The organism is Proteus sp. fly-1008 (genome assembly GCF_040140305.1).
GTDB lineage: Bacteria > Pseudomonadota > Gammaproteobacteria > Enterobacterales > Enterobacteriaceae > Proteus > Proteus vulgaris_B.
The window spans coordinates 405252-422354 of sequence record NZ_JBEEWH010000002.1 but is presented as its reverse complement, the minus strand read 5'-3'; the positions used below and the strand labels follow the sequence as shown (position 1 = coordinate 422354).

Below are 17103 nucleotides of genomic sequence, written 5' to 3'. Positions count from 1 at the left end.
AATAACATTAATATCAAAATTATTAATTTTGAATAGTTCTAGTAAATAGAAATATTGGTAGAGATATTAGGATGTTGTCATCATTATATACGGCAAGGCCTCGATAAAGGCAGATAAGAAAGCGTATTTGCTCAATTGTTATTTCTTATCAAATGAAAGATATTTTTTCGCTATAACTCCTTATGCATAACGTATATTGATAGAAATGAAAGTCGACATAAATATCGTCATTAGTGTCGATGACTCCTCACTATTTCATTATTCGTTACTTGTTCATTGATTTATTCATATTTATTTCCCTTTATTTTTCATTGCATTACAAAAAGCTAAAAAAATATGCTTATTTGGCACACTCTCTGCATAGATAAAGGAGAAGATCAGGTAATAACCTGAAAGTTGATGAACACAGGAGCAATGTTGATGAAAAAAGTCATCACGGTCTGTCCGTATTGCGCCTCAGGATGCAAAATCTACCTGAAGGTGGAAAACGGTAAAATCATTGGCGCTGAAGGAGCCAATGGTTTAACAAACCAAGGTGAGCTGTGTCTGAAAGGGTATTATGGATGGGATTTTATCCATGATACTAAGATACTGACTCCACGTCTTAAAACACCGATGATCCGTCGAGAAAGAGGCGGAAAATTAGAATCGGTTTCTTGGGAAGAAGCGATTGAGTTTGCCAGTAGCAAACTGCTTGCTATCAAAGAGAAATACGGTGCTAAATCTATTATGACAACCGGTTCATCACGAGGTCCGGGTAACGAAGCTAACTTCGTTATGCAGAAATTTGCTCGTGCGGTTATCGGAAATAATAATATAGACTGCTGTGCTCGTGTCTGACACGGCCCTTCGGTTGCAGGTCTGCAGCGTTCGGTCGGTAATGGTGCTATGAGCAACTCAATCGTCGAGATTGAGGATACCAAATGTCTATTTGTCTTCGGCTATAACGCCGCAGACTCGCATCCTATTGTTGCTCGTCGTATTGTTAAGGCGAAAGAAAAGGGTGCCAAAATTATTGTATGTGACCCTCGTTACATCGAAACAGCACGCTTAGCTGATTTACACTTAGGCTTAAAAAATGGTTCTAACATTGCGCTATTAAATGCAATTGCACATGTGATTATTGAAGAAGGATTGCATGATAAATCCTTTATTGAAAATCATACTGAGCAGTTTGAAGAATATTGTAAATTAGTTGAAAGCTATACACCTGAATCGGTTGAAGAAACAACAGGTTTAAGTGCTCAAATCATTCGTGAAGCTGCGCGTATGTACGCAAAAGCAGAAACAGCAACAATTCTTTGGGGGATGGGTGTTACTCAATTCTACCAAGGTGTTGAAACTGTCCGTTCATTGACTAGTTTGGCATTATTAACCGGTAATTTAGGTAAAAAATATGTCGGAGTTGGCCCCGTTCGTGGTCAAAATAACGTACAAGGTGCGTGTGATATGGGAGCATTACCTAACACACTACCAGGTTATCAATACGTTACCGACGAAAAAGCACGTGAGAAGTTTGCTAAGTTCTGGGGCATTGAATCTATGCCTGAAGAAGTGGGCTATGCATTGAGTGAAGTTCCTCATAATATCGATCACGGCTTATTAAAAGCTCACTATGTAATGGGTGAAGATCCACTGCAAACTGAGCCTGATTTAGCAACCATCCGTAGAACTTTTGAAAAACTGGAACTGCTGATAGTCCAAGATATCTTTATGACCAAAACGGCAGCGATTGCTGACGTTATCTTCCCTGCAACATCATGGGGTGAACATGAAGGTGTTTACACTGCTGCAGACCGTGGTTTCCAACGTTTCTATAAAGCGGTTGAACCTGTTGGTGATGTGAAAACAGACTGGCAAATCATCAGTCTGATGGCAACCGCAATGGGTTATCCAATGCATTACAACAATACCAAAGAGATTTGGGATGAGTTGCGTGAGTTATGCCCAATTTATTATGGTGCGACTTACGAAAAAATGGCGGACTTGGCTTATATTCAATGGCCTTGCCCAACAGAGGATAGTCCAGGTACACAATATTTGTATGATGGTGGTAACTTTGATACCCCTAATGGTAAAGGTCAATTCTTTACTTGTGAGTGGGCACCACCAATTGACAAACTTTCTGATGAATTCCCAATGGTGCTGGCAACAGTCCGTGAAGTTGGGCACTACTCTTGCCGTTCAATGACGGGTAACTGTAAAGCATTGGCGGCATTAGCTGATGAGCCGGGTTATGTTCAGTTAAACACTGAAGATGCCAAACAACTAGGAATTAAAGATCAAGAGCTAGTTTGGATACGCTCTCGTCAAGGTAAAGTGATTACGCGTGCTGCAGTCAGTGATAGACCGAATAAAGGCGCGGTATATATGACTTACCAGTGGTGGATTGGTGCTTGTAACGAACTCGTTGCGGAAAACTTAAGCCCAATAACCAAAACACCTGAGTATAAATATTGTGCAGTATGTGTTGAGCCAATCAAGGAACAGGCTCAGGCAGAACACTATGTGAAAACGGAATATAGCAATATTAAACGTCGTTTAAGAGAAGCCGCCGAGGGCTAATTTTATCTGATTAATATTACTTTTCTGCCTTAAGACCGAGTTTATTGACCTTGTGTCAGTAAGCTCGGTTTTTTTTATAATTTTTTATTGTCACAAGCTCTTTTTTCTACAGCTTATCGTTAAACCCTCTTTTTATCTGTCTGAATATTCACCATGCGTTGGCTCACAATAAAAAAAGTAACATGTTACTTTTGACGTAATCCGTTTCTAAATCAAGTGGATAAATTGCTTTTTATTTAAGGCCAGCGCAGGATGCTGTCATGGAAATGAGTGTAAGAAAACAACAACGAGATACTGTATGAAAAAACTCATTAATGCCCTACAAGCGTTTGGTAAATCCTTATATGGACCCGTCTTGATATTGCCTATTATCGGTTTATATATCGCTTTAGGTAACGTCTTTGGTAATGGCAATCTTGCGGAATATATTCCGTTTTTAAATCACCCGGTTATTCAAAGTATTGGACAATTACTCGCAAAATCATCGGTTGCTATTTTAGTCAATTTGGCGCTGATTTTTGCTGTAGGTATTCCTGTTGGCTTAGCAAAAAAAGATAAAGGTTATGCAGGGCTAATTGGCTTAGTCGTGTTTGTTATTTTCACGAATGCGATGAATATTACGCTAACACTGCAAGGGAAGTTGGTTAGCGCAGAAGAGATGCGAGCCGCAGGTCAAGGCATGGTGTTAGGTGTACAAGTCCTTGAGATGGGAGTATTTGCCGGTATTTTAACAGGGGCAATATCTGGATGGCTTTATAATCGTTATTCAGGTCGTCAATTTAGTGGCATTATGGCTATCTATTCTGGTCATTGTTTTGTCGCCATTATTGCTATTCCCTTCACCATTGCATTGGCCGTTTTAATGTGTGAAATCTGGCCTTTTGCTCAGGCAGGTATTACTAAAATGGCACTTGTTATTCATGACTCTGGTGCTTTTGGTGCGCTGATTTATGGATTCTTAGAACGCATTCTTATCCCAACAGGATTACACCATTTAGTCTATACCCCATTCTTGTATACCGAACTAGGCGGTGTTGCTGATGTTTGTGGCACAACTTACCAAGGTGCAAGAAATATCTATTTTGCTGAAATGGCTTGTCCTGACGTGAAACAACTCAGTAGCACTGTAATTTGGGATGCTCGTGGTATTGCTAAAATGTTCGGTCTAACAGCAGCAGCTGTAGCCATGATCTCTGTAGCCAAAAAAGAGAAAAAGCAGATAGCAAAGGCGATTTTAATTCCTGCGGCTGCAACTTCTTTCTTGCTAGGGGTGACAGAGCCTCTTGAGTTTTCCTTCCTTTTTGTTGCTCCTGTTCTATTTTTAGTTCACGCCGTATTGACGGGTATTGGCATGATGCTGTTCTACCTATTAGGTGTTCATGCGATTGGTGCAAATGGTGTCATTGACTTCATTTTATATAACTTGCCGTTAGGGACTGAAAAATCAAATTGGCCAATGTATATCGTGGTGGGTTTGATTATGTCAGCTCTCTATTTCGTTATCTTTAGAACCTTGATTTTAAAACTAGATCTTAAAACTCCTGGGCGAGAGGATGATGATGAAGAAACGCGACTATATAGCAAAGAAGACTATAAGAAAAAAGCAGAAGTAGTCACTGGTGAGGAACAAAACACTAAAATAATTAATAGCTTAGGTGAAGATATTATTGAAGGGCTAGGTGGGCGTGACAATATTGAAGTTGTTGATAATTGTTATACGCGCTTACGAGTCATTGTTAAAAATGTCGATGCAATTCATGAAGATCTACTGAAAAAAACCGGTGCTAAAGGCGTTGTTCGCCACGGTAATAATGTTCAAGTGGTTTATGGATTACATGTAAAAAAAATGCGTGAAGCGGTCGAAGCCGCACTTTAATAGGAGAAAGTAAGATGACGAAATCACCTTTTATCTTAAGTATTGCAGGCGGCGGAAGCACCTATACACCGGGAATTGTAAAAAGTTTAATGGTACGTTTAGAGGATTTTCCACTGAGTGAAATTCGTTTATACGACATTGATAAAGATCGCCAAGATACTATTGCACCCGTGGTTGAAAAAGTGATCCGTGATCATAGTGAGACCATTAAATTTACGGTGACAACAGATCCAGAAACGGCATTTGATGGTGCTCACTTTGTATTTGCCCAAATGCGTGTGGGTCAATACAAAATGCGTGAACAGGATGAAAAAATTCCATTACGTCATGGTGTTGTTGGGCAAGAAACCTGTGGACCCGGAGGACTTGCTTATGGCTTACGCACTATTTTACCAATGGTTGAGCTAATTGATTTAGTTGAACAACATGCCTCTCCTAAAGCATGGATTGTAAACTATTCTAATCCAGCGGCGATTGTTGCTGAAGGTGTGCGTCGTTTACGTCCTAATGCTCGAGTATTGAATATCTGTGATATGCCTGTTGCGGCAATGCGTAATATGGCCGCTGTATTAAAAGTGGATCGTCATGATTTAGATGTGGATTATTTTGGCTTAAATCACTTTGGTTGGTTTACTTCAGTGCGCGTAAAAGGCGAAGAAAAACTGCCTGAATTACGTGAACATATCGCTAAATTTGGTCTTTTAACAGAAGATGCGGCACAAACTGACCCACAACATTCTGATCCATCATGGGTAAAGACGTGGCGTCATATTCAGCCATTAATGGAAGCATTCCCTGAATATATTCCAAACCCATATTTACAGTACTACTTGATGCCAAATTATATCGTGGAACATCAAGATCCTGACTACACTCGTGCAAACGAAGTGATGGATGGTCGTGAAAAACGCCTGTTTGAAGCTGCTCGAGAATATAAAGAGACGGGGATTTTACCAGATGCATTCCATGTCGGTGTTCATGGTGCCTTTATTGTTGATGTTGCTTGCTCTTTAGCTTTTGATTTACGTCAGCGTCACTTGGTGATTGTTGAAAATAAAGGCGCAATTTCTGATTTGCCTTATGATGCGATGGTTGAAGTACCCGCTTATATTACGTCTCATGGTCCTGAGCCTATTCGTGTCGGCGATATTCCTCGTTTCCATCGGACTTTACTGGAACAACAACTGGCATCAGAGCAATTATTGGTGGAAGCAACATTAGAAGGTAGCTATGAAAAAGCACTAGAGGCGTTCACACTGAATAAAACAGTTCCAAGTGTGATCCACGCGAAGAAGATCCTTGATGATATGATCGAAGCAAATCGTGAATATTGGCCTGAATTACGTAAAGCTTATGTAAAGGGCAAGCGTGTTTGATCTCAACACTTGCTGTTAACGAGTAATTGAATAAAAATGCTGTTCTATCACCAGAACAGCATTTTCCTTTTATGTTGGTAAGGACGATGTATCAATGAAGGTAACCGGTATGTCGGCACGATTATCATCTTTACTCTCAAGAGCAACAGAATTAACACGCGCAGAATATCGTATTCTCTCTTATTTAATTGATAACCCAGCACAAGTTGGAAAACTTACGATCAGAGCACTAGCACAAGCCAATTTTGTTTCGACAACGACCATTATGCGACTTTGCCAGAAATTAGGTTTTTCTGGTTATAGCGAGTTGGTTTATTATTGCAAGCAGTTGTTATCCACGGCTGAAAAATCTCATCAATTAAAAAGTGATGAAAACGAGGTAACAGAGCCTCTTTTTGATCAGTTTTTGGCAAATTATTTAAAAACCTTCACGTTAATTTCAGATGAAAAAAGACACGCTTTTGTTAATTTAATTAACAGTAAGAATTCATTTTTTATTTATGGTGCAGGATTTTCTCATATATTCTCAGAATATATCAGTAAGCGATTACAACTGATTGGCAAGGATGCATTTCTCTCAGGATTGAGCGACAGTAAGAATATCTTTATTAATAATGCTTCACGCTATACCGTTTTTATTGCGATATCTCGTAGTGGAGAGACAGAGCAAGTGGTTGAAAAAGTGAGAATAGCAAAAAGTATTGGTATGAAGATTATTGCATTTACTCGCGCAAGTGCCAATCCGTTGGCAGAACTTGCTGATATTCATTTTCCCATTTATGACGATGCAGTGAATTATCATTGTGACACTATCGAAAGCTCATCTTTTGAATCGAACCTTGTCTTGATTATTGATTTATTACTTAGCCGAGCTCAACGATTTTAATTTATATAATAACGCTTTATGACTAAGCAACTGACTGATTTAAATAAAGCGTTAAGGGTAAATCAGGGTGTGCATTCATTGAATCAAATTTATGTGACGGGTGAGCATCAACGGTAGGATAACGAGATAATAAAACCATAAAATCTTGGTAAGCCTGATTTTTATTATCATGAGTAAAAATAGGTGTACCACTATGATTTAACTCATTATCTGCAATTAATAAAACATCAAGATATTGTGCATTATTGTGTTCATAAAGTACATTTTCAGGATTAATTTCTTGCCAAGGTGTTCCTATGGCTTCTTGTGGTGAATGAACACGTAAAGCACCTGTATTATCCTTAACATTATGCTTATTCATCGTAACAATCATGGTGTGGTCAACTCCATCCTTATGCACTCCTTCAATTGAAAGTTCGCTTAAAGAATCCGGTTGAGCAATTAATCTTAAATGAAAAACAGTCGATATTGATTTTGGCGATTGTTGATCTGTTAAGTGGCGAGGAGTAAATGTATTACCTTGAATTAATAGCATTTTTAACTTTAATAAGGCTTGATAGGCTGTATTGCTCTGCCAGCGATCATCAAGTGCTCTAAAATGTCTTTGTGCACCACTGTCTTCACGAATAAATCCATCTTCCTCAGTAAGAACAAAAGGTTGGTACTCTAATCTGGAGATAGTTTCTATGTCATTATCAAAAAGGTAGCGCCCTGTTCGAGAGTGACGAAACGAAAGGGTGGGATCTTGTGCTAAATAATCGCCGTACTCTATCAGAGTATTAATATCTTTTTCTTCAGCACCTAATTGTTTTATTAAATCAATAACAACATTTTGAGGAATAAAGACATATTTATTATTTTTATATTCTTTTTTTATCTCATTAATTTTATTTGTAAGCAGGCTGTTCATATATAATATGCTCCATTGATGATTTATATTATTAATAATTAATTAGAGGAATAATAAGTAAAATATAATTACTTTTATTATAGATAGAGATTAATAAGTTTCAAATGAATTAAAAAAGAGAGTGTAATAAAATTATTACACTCTCTTTATATAAATAAGAAATTATTTCAAGATTAAAGTATTTCTGGAATTGAAATACCTAAACGTTGCATCCGTGATAATAACGTTGTTCGTTTTAATCCTAGTTTTAAAGCTGCACCTCTGGCTCCAGCAACAACACCATTGGTTTCTCTTAACGCTTGAATGATCCTTTCTCGCTCCTCATCATCACTTTCTGGCGCATTAGTTTGCATGCGTTTTTCAATTGATGATGGTTGAGTTAGTACCTGTTTTAAACGAGAGGGCTTATTAATGTGAAGCTCTTTTAATTGAAGGTTTAATGTTGAACCTCGAGTTAAAATAACAGCACGCTCAATAATATTTTCAAGCTCACGGACATTACCTGGCCATGGATAAAGTGTTAATTGTTCCAATGCATTGGCCGGAATACAATCTATTTTTCTATCCATTCTACGGGCAATTTTTTGTGTAAAATGTTTAACCAAAAGTGGAATATCTTCTGGTCGTTCTCTTAACGGCGGAATAATAATAGGGAAGACATTAAGGCGATAATAGAGATCTTCTCTAAATTCACCTTCATCTGTTAATTCATGAAGATCTTTATTGGTTGCTGCAATCAGCCTAACATCAACAGGAATAACTTTATTACCACCCAGTCTTTCTATTTCTCGCTCTTGAAGAACACGAAGCAGTTTAGGTTGTAATTCAATTGGCATATCACCAATTTCATCAAGAAATAGAGTGCTTTTATCCGCCATTTCAAATCGACCAATATGTGTATTGGTTGCACCCGTAAATGCGCCTTTGTCATGGCCAAAAAGATCGCTTTCTAATAGGCCAGAAGGTACAGCAGCACAGTTCATCTTTATCATCGACTTACCTTTGCGCTGACTAAGACGATGAATCGCTCGTGCAATTAATTCTTTACCTGTACCTGTTTCACCTAAAATAAGTACCGTGCTATCACTTTGTGCCACTAATTCAATTTGTTCGAGCACATTATGCATAGCGTCGCTTTGGTAAATAATTTCACTAAAGCATCCATTTTTATCTATTTGCTCATTAAGCCAAATATTCTCATTCTTTAAACTGTCTTTTAGATGCGTTATTTCTTCATATGCAGCTGCGTTTTCAATAGCGATACCAATACGAGCAGCAATCTGTTGTAGCAATTGGCAGGTATCGTCGGTAAAAACACTACCGATTTCATGTGCTAAAATTAATAAACCTAGTGGTTTATGATTAAAAGCCAGTGGCAATAACAAAGCCGTCTGCATATTTTGCTTAACTAGACGTTTAATCAAAACATCTTCTTGATCTTCATTATTAATATCAATTAAGACAGGTTTATTTTGATTAATAATTTCTTCTGCTTTGTTATTCGCGCTACTAAACTTACGTTGTTGGCGGATGACTGATTTTCCACTCTGATAACGACTAGAATAAAGAATACCTTCATGACTATTTTGTGATGAAGTACGGCATAACATTAGACTAATATGATTTAGTCCAAAAAAACGATGTATTTCTTTAGAGACTTCAGAAATAAGACCATCCATGTCTAGGTGAGCTAATACAGAGTTTGTGATATCAACCAATATTCGATATTGGTTACGCTCATTACGAAGGCTCTCCATAGTTTCAGCATTGTTACTGCTTAATTTCATGACACCACCGATTGCCCTAAAAAATTAGCTATATTGTAGTAGGTTTATAATAAATTTATATCAATGACTGAATCATTTTTGATCCAACCCGCTATTTTTGTATCTGTAATGAAACTTAAAAATATAAACTTATCAAATTGTTATATATTTGATTATATAGCGTTTTAATTTATCGTCAAAAATGTCGAATAATTTGACGAAGTGACTTATTTATTAATTAATAATCATTTTTATTTAAAAATTATTTAATTGAAAAATAAGGAATAGTTATATCAAAAATATATTGGCATGAACCGTGCTAGATTCATTCTATAGATACTCTAATTATTACTCTTAATTAGAATAACTCGTTGCATTTATCGCCATATATAACGGCTATATATAACAGCTATATATAACAAAAAGCAGGAGAATATGATGAACCGTTTCATCATTGCAGACCCTAAAAAATGTATTGGTTGCCATACTTGTGAGGTAGCTTGTGTGGTTTCACATCAACAAGCCGATCAAGATAATTTAGCCATTGAGCAAATTAGTGAGCAAAATTTTCAACCACGAATTCATGTGGTTAAAGGATTCTCAATTAGTACAGCTGTTGTCTGTCACCAATGTGAAGATGCCCCTTGTGCAAATGTGTGCCCGAATGGTGCCATTATTCATAATAAAGATTATTACTATGTCGATCAGGATAAATGTATCGGCTGTAAAACCTGTGTGTTGGCTTGCCCTTATGGCACTATGGAGGTGGTTTCACGCCCTATTATGCGCAAATTAACTGCGCTCAATACTATTGATGCATTTAAGGCTGAAGCAAATAAATGTGATTTATGCCATCACCGAGAAGCGGGGCCTGCATGTATTGAAGTTTGCCCAACACATGCTTTAGTGTGTATTGATAGAGACGCACTTGAAGATATGGTGAAAGAGCGTCGTCGTAAAGCGGCTTTTGAAACCGGTGCTGAATTGTTGTTTTAAGATCAATAATAAAGCAACTATGTACTGATACTATAGTTGCTATTATTTATCCTGCTTCAATAAGGTATCGACATGCATGAAATCACACTTTGCCAAAGTGCATTTGAGATAATAGATTCTCAGGCAAAATTAAATAATGCAAAAAAAGTAAAAAGCGTATGGATGGAAATTGGTGCATTATCTTGTGTTGAAGTGAGTGCGCTTGAGTTTTGTTTTGATATTGTTTGCAGAGACACTATTGCACAAGGCTGTGAATTACATATAGAAGTTATTCCTGCAAAAGCGTGGTGCTGGGATTGTCATCAAGTCGTGACGGTTTCAACGTTTAACGCAGGGTGCCCGTCTTGTGGTAGCCAAAATATGCGTGTTGAGAATGATGATGCAATGCGAATAAAGCAAATAGAGATCGAATAGGGGTTGTTATGTGTCTTGGTATTCCAGGTCAGGTTGTTGAAGTAGGAAAAACAATCACTGAAAATGCAATGGTCGATGTTTGTGGTGTAAAACGTGAAGTGAATATTGCACTAGTCTGTGAGGGAGAGCCTCATACGATGATTGGAAAGTGGGTATTAGTACACGTGGGTTTTGCCATGAGTATCGTCAATGAAGAAGAAGCAAAAGAGACTCTGGATGCCTTGATGGCAATGGGAGAAGTGGAAGATGATGTCTCTGCTTTTCTTTATGGTGAAGACGGCGCACCTAAAAAAAATTGAGTTAATTTTATGCTATTGCATGATTAATTTCTTTTTCTTATACTAGGTCGAGTTGATCTTTTCTTGCTATAAAACAAGCAGAAAAGATCAATATGCTCTACACCTTCATCTTTTAAAAGCTGGGACGACCCAGCTTTTTGTCTTTGTATTCAGGGGACGACCCCAATTTATCGATAGGGGACGTTATGTCTTGGATTATTCTTTTTGTTGCGGGTTTATTGGAAATCGTTTGGGCCGTTGGTCTTAAATATACACACGGTTTTACACGCTTAACACCAAGTATTATCACGATTAGTGCCATGGTTGTAAGCATGGGAATGTTATCTTATGCCATGAAAGGTTTACCTGCGGGTACTGCTTATGCAATTTGGACGGGTATTGGTGCTGTCGGTACTGCAATCTTTGGTATTTTGGTCTTTGGTGAGTCTGCGAATATCTATCGCTTATTGAGTTTAGCGATGATTATTTTCGGTATTATTGGGCTGAAACTAGCGAGTTAAACCCTGAATATCCGATATAAAAAAAGCCACTCATTGAGTGGCTTTTGGCCGAAAATAAGATGTATCACTGTTAAATATAGCCACAATATTTATTAATCTCGAAGAAGTTCCACATAGCGATTATAGGTATAACTTCTATGTCGCGCTTTACCTGATGTTTCAGTCAAAATTTCTGCTTCAACCAGATTTTTCACTGCGGTATTTGCTGTTGGATAAGTCACATCAAGAAGCTCAACTGCTCGCTCTACAGTGAGTTTTGGCATTGTTGGCAAATATTCAAATAGGCGAATAGTATGCACGGATGTTGAATGCATTGAGAGGAGCTTTTTTCTATCATTAGCAAATAATGTCGCAATTTTTATAATATTTTGTTGTGCTTCATCTGCTGAAAAACATACGGCTTCAAGAAAAAATGTTACCCATTTTTCCCAATTACCATCGTTTCTGATATCTGTTAAGCACTGATAGTAGTATTGCTGATGCCTTTTTAAATAGCCTGATACATACAAAAGAGGTTCTTTCAGTAATTGCCATTCTTCAAGAAGCATGGCAATTAACAAGCGGCCAATGCGTCCGTTACCATCAAGGAATGGGTGAATAGTTTCAAACTGAGCATGTACTAATGCAATACGCACTAATGGCGGTAATGATGGAGAAGAATTATGAATAAATTTTTCCAGATCAGACAGTAACTCATCCACTTTTTCTGGTGGAGGAGGGACATAAGAAGCATTACCGGGTCTAGTTCCTCCAATCCAGTTCTGTGTTGTCCTTATTTCTCCAGGTTGTTTTGTTGCGCCACGAGAACTTGATAATAGGATCCGATGGGCTTGTTTAAGTAGGCGGATACAAACAGGTAAACCTGATGGTGAGTTAAGCTCATTATTAACAAATTTATATGATTGCAGATAATTAGTCACCTCTTCAACATCATCAATATTTACAACAGTAAGTCCTGCTTCTTCATCAAAGATATCAGTTAACGTTGCTTGTGTACCTTCCAACTGTGAAGTTAGTAGAGCTTCTTTACGAATAGCGCTATATACCAGCCACTGACTAGAAGCAACGAGTCCAGATATACCAGATAGTTTTGCTAAAGAATTTTCAGCTTTTTTATTTGATTCTAAATACGATGTGGGATCTATCTTGGGTGGTAAAGGCGCTGGTATAAAAGCTTTAACTGTTTCAGCATAGCTATGCGTTTCGATAAATTGTCCTGATGTGCGTTTCATTAAAAAATCCTTTTATTGTGGTTAGTGTTATTAAAGCATGCTTTAATAAGATAGATGTAATTAAAAAATTTTTGCCTACGGTATTGTGGTGATATAACTGTGATATAGCCTATTGTGTGGCTAAGGATTTCGGAGGGATAGAAGAATATATAATGTATTTCAATACCTAACGAATTAAGACCGAGTTAAAAAGACCAAATCCTAGTAAATATAAAATGAGATCTAGCCAGTTAAACCTGAATTTTACCCATAAAAAAACACCCCAAAGTTGGTGCCCAACTTTTGGGGTGCAGTTCACATTGAGTGGCTTTTTATCTTACATATTAATCAATTACAGTGTAAATACGCCAATGATAGCGAGAACACTGATAATCGCAGCACCACCATAAAATACCCATTTGCTTGCAGGTACATGCACTTTAAAATCATGCAAAGTATGGTGAATACGGTGTAATGCACACCAAACTGGCAGAATGATCATCAATAGTAAGAACAGACGGCCAATAATGCTTTGGCTAAATGCCATAATACGTTCATAAGTAAATGCTTCTGGCGCAATACCCATAGGGATTAGGATACCGAGCAGGATGATGATTGCTGGAGAAACAATCGCACTCCACATACCACCTGCACCAAATAATCCCCAGAAAATAGGTTCATCAGAGCGCTTAGGAAGTTGATTCTGATTCATTATTTCCTCCTGGGTTACATTAACGCCACTGCCAGAATAGCGGCAGTAACAACGATAGTGACAGCCCAAAAACCACGAACAATAGGCTCTTGAGGCATTTTTTCATCTTTAACAACGATAACCACAGCTTTTGGTGCAAGTTTAAACCAAGTTGCAGTGTGGAATACTGTTGCAATAAGAGTCACAATGTTAATCAGCATTACAATTGGGTTGCTCAGGAATCCAACGAAACCTGCCCAACTTTCTGGTCCATTTTTCAGTGCGAATACACCAAACAGTACAACCAGACTGAACCAAAGTTGTGGAAGACAAGTACCTTCACGGGTGATATAGAAACGATAGAAACCGAGTTTCGTCCACCAGTTTGGTTGCATGCCACGAACATAAGGCTTACGTTTTGTTGTCATGTCTTGTTTCCTCCTTAACGTGGTTTCAGCATCGCAATGACAAAGTCTTGCGCGCTGGCTGCTTTACCTTGCTGAATAGCAGCAGCAGGGTCCACATGTTTTGGACAGACTTCAGAACAGTAGCCAACAAAGGTACAAGACCAGACACCGTTCTCACCATTTAACTGAGGCATACGCTCTTTTGCCCCATGGTCGCGACTATCTGTGTTATAACGTTGAGCTAACGTAATCGCTGCTGGACCAATAAACTCTGGGTTCAAACCAAACTGAGGACATGCTGCATAGCAAAGGCCACAGTTGATACAACCAGAGAACTGGTGGTATTTTGCCATTTGAGCAGGAGTCTGTTTATTCGGACCTTCTGAAGGCTTACGATCATTACCGATGATATAAGGTTTAATCGCTTCTAAGCTTTCGATAAAGTGAGTCATATCAACAACGAGGTCGCGCTCAACTGGGAAGTTACCTAGAGCTTCAACTCTTACGCCGTCTGGATATTCACGAATAAAGGTTTTACAAGCCAATTTAGGTACTTTGTTGACCATCATGCCGCAAGAGCCGCAAATCGCCATACGGCAAGACCAACGGTAAGAAAGATCAGGCGCTAAATTGTCTTTAATATAACCCAATGCGTCCAGTAATGAGGTTTGCTCATCATAAGGAACATCATAAGTGACGAAATGAGGTGCTTCGTCAGTTTCTGGGTTATAGCGCATGACTTCCATTTTAATGTGCTTCATGTCATCAGCCATTCGCTTTCTCCTTATTCTGCTTGTCTTGTGCAGTCGCTTCACCACCATAGACACGTTTAGCAGGAGCAGACTTAGTGATCTTCACATCGCTATATTCTAAACGAGGGGCACCTTCTGGGTTATAGAACGCCAGAGTATGTTTCAGGAAGTTCACGTCATCACGCTCAGTACAACCTTCGTCAAGACGTTGGTGTGCACCACGAGACTCTTTACGATTGATTGCAGAATGAGCCATACATTCAGCGACATCTAAACCAAAGCCAAGCTCAATTTTGTACAGTAAATCTGTATTAAAGACGCTACTGGTGTCTTTAATTTCAACACGTTTGAAACGTTCTTTTAATTCAGCCAGTTTATCAACGGTTTTTTGCATTAACTCAGGTGTACGGTAGATACCGCAACCTTCTTCCATTGATTCACCCATTTCATCGCGAATTTGAGACCAGCTTTCAGAACCTTTTTGGTTCATCAGTTTTTTCAGGCCATCTTCAATGTCACGAGTACGAGCATCTAATGCTGATGCGTTAGCAGGTGCTGCTTCTTGAGCACAACGAACCGCTTCTTCACCCGCAAGGCGACCAAATACAACCAGTTCTGCCAGTGAGTTAGAGCCTAAACGGTTAGCGCCGTGTAAGCCAACAGATGAACATTCACCTACTGCAAACAGACCTTTAATACGCGTTTCTGTTTGTTGGTTGGTTTCGATACCACCCATAGTGTAGTGAGCAGTAGGACGAACAGGGATTGGTTCATTAACTGGGTCAACACCCACATACGCTTTTGCCAGTTCACAAATAAATGGCAGACGTTCATGAAGTTTTTTCGCACCCAGATGACGTAAGTCAAGATGAACAACGTCACCACGGTGAGTTTTGATAGTACGGCCTGCACGCCACTCATGCCAGAATGCTTGAGAGACTTTATCGCGAGGGCCTAATTCCATGTATTTATTTTCTGGTTTGCCTAATGGTGTTTCTGGTCCTAGGCCGTAATCTTGCAGATAACGATAGCCATCTTTATTGACCAGAATACCACCTTCACCACGACAACCTTCAGTCATCAGAATACCTGAGCCTGGTAAGCCGGTTGGGTGATATTGAACAAATTCCATATCACGCAGTGGAACGCCATGGCGTAAAGCGATACCCATACCATCACCCGTTACAATACCGCCATTGGTATTGTAACGATAAACACGTCCAGCACCACCGGTTGCCATAATGACAGCATTTGCACGAATTTGAACTTTCGTACCTTCCATCATATTGATAGCAACAAGACCACGAGCGTGACCTTCATCAACAAGGATATCGAGAACAAAGTGTTCGTCAAAACGTTGAATCTGTGGGTATTTTAAGGATGTTTGGAACAGGGTATGTAGCATATGGAAGCCGGTTTTATCGGCTGCGAACCAGGTCCGTTCGATCTTCATCCCACCAAAACGTCGGACGTTGACTGACCCGTCTTCTTTACGGCTCCAAGGACAGCCCCAGAGTTCTAGTTGAGTCATCTCTGTTGGACAATGCTCAACGAAGTAATCTACGACATCCTGTTCACACAACCAGTCACCGCCTGAAACGGTATCATTGAAGTGGAAATCATAGGAGTCGTGAGCCTGAGTCACTGCTGCTGATCCACCTTCTGCTGCCACGGTGTGGCTACGCATTGGGTAAACTTTTGAGATCAGAGCAATTTTCAGTTGAGGATTCGCTTCCGCGGCAGCTATTGCTGCTCGTAAGCCTGCGCCCCCGGCTCCGATTATCGCTATATCGGCATTAAAGGTTTGCACTGCGCTTCTCCATTGTTCAAGTGAAAATTGGAATAATTGTCTAGAATTCAATTCACTGACATTATTAATTTGTAATGCTATTTTTTTAAGCTATCCGTAACGAAATTGTTTCACTGCCTTGTGACTGCGCTTGATAACATCTTTATTATCATTGACTGTAATTTTAGTATAACGAAATGTAGGGCACCGAAATTTGATATGAATGATGGTTTTCCCGTATTTCGCAAAAAAAGTGTGATCCACGCCAAGAATTCTGGGTTTTGATAATAAGAGCCCAGAGAAACTTGAAGATAAAATAGAATATATTTTTTTAAATTGAAAATTATAAATAGTAATGAATAATCCGTTTTTAAAGTATAGATAACTTTAATTGAAAATGACAAGGTTTTTTTGTTATTTATTGATTTTAAAGAGTAAATGTTTATGTCTTTCATTTAGGTAATTTAAATTAATAAAAAGTCATTCTGAAAATTAAAATAAATTTTTTACTATTTATCTAAAACAAATCGGTTTGTCTTGTTAATTGTTAATAAAATATTAATAATATTTCTAAAGGTTTTTAATACTCGTCAAAATACGCAAATTTAAATAGAAAGTTAACGTTGAAGTTAAAATGAGATTGGCTATTCAAATATAAGCATTGT

Annotated in this window: 15 protein-coding genes; 8 read left to right on the top strand and 7 right to left on the bottom strand. The window is 38.5% G+C overall.

Going from position 1 to position 17103, the window contains the following annotated elements:
* Window positions 1–420: 420 nt before the first annotated feature.
* The 4 genes from fdhF to ABN256_RS06425 all read left to right on the top strand — a co-directional run bounded on the left by fdhF (window position 421) and on the right by ABN256_RS06425 (window position 6703).
* Window positions 421–2565, top strand: a complete 2145-nt coding sequence (fdhF, locus tag ABN256_RS06440) for a formate dehydrogenase subunit alpha (protein WP_340894930.1) — start codon at window positions 421–423, stop codon at window positions 2563–2565.
* A 298-nt stretch (window positions 2566–2863) separates the two neighbouring features.
* Window positions 2864–4441, top strand: a complete 1578-nt coding sequence (locus tag ABN256_RS06435) for a PTS transporter subunit EIIC (RefSeq protein ID WP_196554883.1) — start codon at window positions 2864–2866, stop codon at window positions 4439–4441.
* Between the two features lie 14 nt (window positions 4442–4455).
* On the top strand, window positions 4456–5817 hold the full coding sequence (locus tag ABN256_RS06430; protein WP_072069840.1) for a 6-phospho-alpha-glucosidase: 1362 nt from the start codon (window positions 4456–4458) through the stop codon (window positions 5815–5817).
* Window positions 5818–5926: 109 nt separating this feature from the next.
* Window positions 5927–6703 (top strand): MurR/RpiR family transcriptional regulator, encoded by a 777-nt coding sequence (locus tag ABN256_RS06425; protein WP_115350572.1) that lies wholly within the window; start codon window positions 5927–5929, stop codon window positions 6701–6703.
* A 22-nt stretch (window positions 6704–6725) separates the two neighbouring features.
* On the opposite strand, the gene ABN256_RS06420 is transcribed toward ABN256_RS06425, so the two are convergent.
* Together ABN256_RS06420 and ABN256_RS06415 are read right to left on the bottom strand one after the other, a co-directional pair.
* Window positions 6726–7613: a 2OG-Fe dioxygenase family protein gene (locus tag ABN256_RS06420; RefSeq protein ID WP_196554882.1), complete on the bottom strand. Its 888-nt coding sequence runs from the start codon at window positions 7611–7613 to the stop codon at window positions 6726–6728.
* Window positions 7614–7786: 173 nt separating this feature from the next.
* Window positions 7787–9400, bottom strand: coding sequence for a sigma 54-interacting transcriptional regulator (locus tag ABN256_RS06415; protein WP_164525901.1), 1614 nt, complete (start codon window positions 9398–9400; stop codon window positions 7787–7789).
* A gap of 417 nt (window positions 9401–9817) precedes the next feature.
* On the opposite strand from ABN256_RS06415, the gene hydN reads away from it, so the two are divergent.
* From hydN to sugE, 4 genes are all read left to right on the top strand, one after another.
* A complete protein-coding gene (gene hydN / locus ABN256_RS06410; protein ID WP_349439274.1) occupies window positions 9818–10375 on the top strand; it encodes an electron transport protein HydN in 558 nt (185 codons plus the stop codon).
* A 72-nt stretch (window positions 10376–10447) separates the two neighbouring features.
* Window positions 10448–10789 carry a hydrogenase maturation nickel metallochaperone HypA gene (gene hypA, locus ABN256_RS06405; RefSeq protein WP_109409209.1) on the top strand — a complete coding sequence of 114 codons (342 nt, stop codon included), beginning with the start codon at window positions 10448–10450 and terminating at the stop codon, window positions 10787–10789.
* An 8-nt stretch (window positions 10790–10797) separates the two neighbouring features.
* Window positions 10798–11088 carry a hydrogenase maturation factor HybG gene (gene hybG, locus ABN256_RS06400; RefSeq protein ID WP_072069834.1) on the top strand — a complete coding sequence of 97 codons (291 nt, stop codon included), beginning with the start codon at window positions 10798–10800 and terminating at the stop codon, window positions 11086–11088.
* Window positions 11089–11273: 185 nt separating this feature from the next.
* On the top strand, window positions 11274–11588 hold the full coding sequence (gene sugE, locus ABN256_RS06395) for a quaternary ammonium compound efflux SMR transporter SugE (RefSeq protein ID WP_072069833.1): 315 nt from the start codon (window positions 11274–11276) through the stop codon (window positions 11586–11588).
* Window positions 11589–11680: 92 nt separating this feature from the next.
* Here the strand turns inward: sugE and ABN256_RS06390 are convergent, their stop codons facing one another.
* The 5 genes from ABN256_RS06390 to frdA all read right to left on the bottom strand — a co-directional run bounded on the left by ABN256_RS06390 (window position 11681) and on the right by frdA (window position 16459).
* Window positions 11681–12820, bottom strand: a complete 1140-nt coding sequence (locus ABN256_RS06390; protein ID WP_196554881.1) for a Fic family protein — start codon at window positions 12818–12820, stop codon at window positions 11681–11683.
* A 331-nt stretch (window positions 12821–13151) separates the two neighbouring features.
* Window positions 13152–13511, bottom strand: coding sequence for a fumarate reductase subunit FrdD (gene frdD, locus ABN256_RS06385; RefSeq protein ID WP_023583699.1), 360 nt, complete (start codon window positions 13509–13511; stop codon window positions 13152–13154).
* 14 nt (window positions 13512–13525) lie between these two features.
* Window positions 13526–13918, bottom strand: coding sequence for a fumarate reductase subunit FrdC (gene frdC / locus ABN256_RS06380; protein ID WP_036933153.1), 393 nt, complete (start codon window positions 13916–13918; stop codon window positions 13526–13528).
* A gap of 14 nt (window positions 13919–13932) precedes the next feature.
* The gene (locus ABN256_RS06375; RefSeq protein WP_109409210.1) at window positions 13933–14670 is read right to left on the bottom strand and encodes a succinate dehydrogenase/fumarate reductase iron-sulfur subunit; all 738 of its coding nucleotides are present in this window, start codon (window positions 14668–14670) and stop codon (window positions 13933–13935) included.
* Window positions 14663–16459, bottom strand: coding sequence for a fumarate reductase (quinol) flavoprotein subunit (gene frdA / locus ABN256_RS06370; RefSeq protein WP_196554880.1), 1797 nt, complete (start codon window positions 16457–16459; stop codon window positions 14663–14665). Before frdA ends, ABN256_RS06375 begins: the two co-directional genes overlap by 8 nt.
* Between the last annotated feature and the right edge of the window lie 644 nt (window positions 16460–17103).

What these genes read in the sequence shown, in the direction of transcription:
- ABN256_RS06435 (WP_196554883.1), top strand. Translation starts at nt 2,864, where the DNA reads ATGAAAAAACTCATTAATGCCCTACAAGCGTTTGGTAAATCCTTATAT.
- ABN256_RS06430 (WP_072069840.1), top strand. Translation starts at nt 4,456, where the DNA reads ATGACGAAATCACCTTTTATCTTAAGTATTGCAGGCGGCGGAAGCACC.
- ABN256_RS06425 (WP_115350572.1), top strand. Translation starts at nt 5,927, where the DNA reads ATGTCGGCACGATTATCATCTTTACTCTCAAGAGCAACAGAATTAACA.
- ABN256_RS06420 (WP_196554882.1), bottom strand. Translation starts at nt 7,613, where the DNA reads ATGAACAGCCTGCTTACAAATAAAATTAATGAGATAAAAAAAGAATAT.
- ABN256_RS06415 (WP_164525901.1), bottom strand. Translation starts at nt 9,400, where the DNA reads ATGAAATTAAGCAGTAACAATGCTGAAACTATGGAGAGCCTTCGTAAT.
- hydN (WP_349439274.1), top strand. Translation starts at nt 9,818, where the DNA reads ATGAACCGTTTCATCATTGCAGACCCTAAAAAATGTATTGGTTGCCAT.
- hypA (WP_109409209.1), top strand. Translation starts at nt 10,448, where the DNA reads ATGCATGAAATCACACTTTGCCAAAGTGCATTTGAGATAATAGATTCT.
- hybG (WP_072069834.1), top strand. Translation starts at nt 10,798, where the DNA reads ATGTGTCTTGGTATTCCAGGTCAGGTTGTTGAAGTAGGAAAAACAATC.
- sugE (WP_072069833.1), top strand. Translation starts at nt 11,274, where the DNA reads ATGTCTTGGATTATTCTTTTTGTTGCGGGTTTATTGGAAATCGTTTGG.
- ABN256_RS06390 (WP_196554881.1), bottom strand. Translation starts at nt 12,820, where the DNA reads ATGAAACGCACATCAGGACAATTTATCGAAACGCATAGCTATGCTGAA.
- frdD (WP_023583699.1), bottom strand. Translation starts at nt 13,511, where the DNA reads ATGAATCAGAATCAACTTCCTAAGCGCTCTGATGAACCTATTTTCTGG.
- frdC (WP_036933153.1), bottom strand. Translation starts at nt 13,918, where the DNA reads ATGACAACAAAACGTAAGCCTTATGTTCGTGGCATGCAACCAAACTGG.
- ABN256_RS06375 (WP_109409210.1), bottom strand. Translation starts at nt 14,670, where the DNA reads ATGGCTGATGACATGAAGCACATTAAAATGGAAGTCATGCGCTATAAC.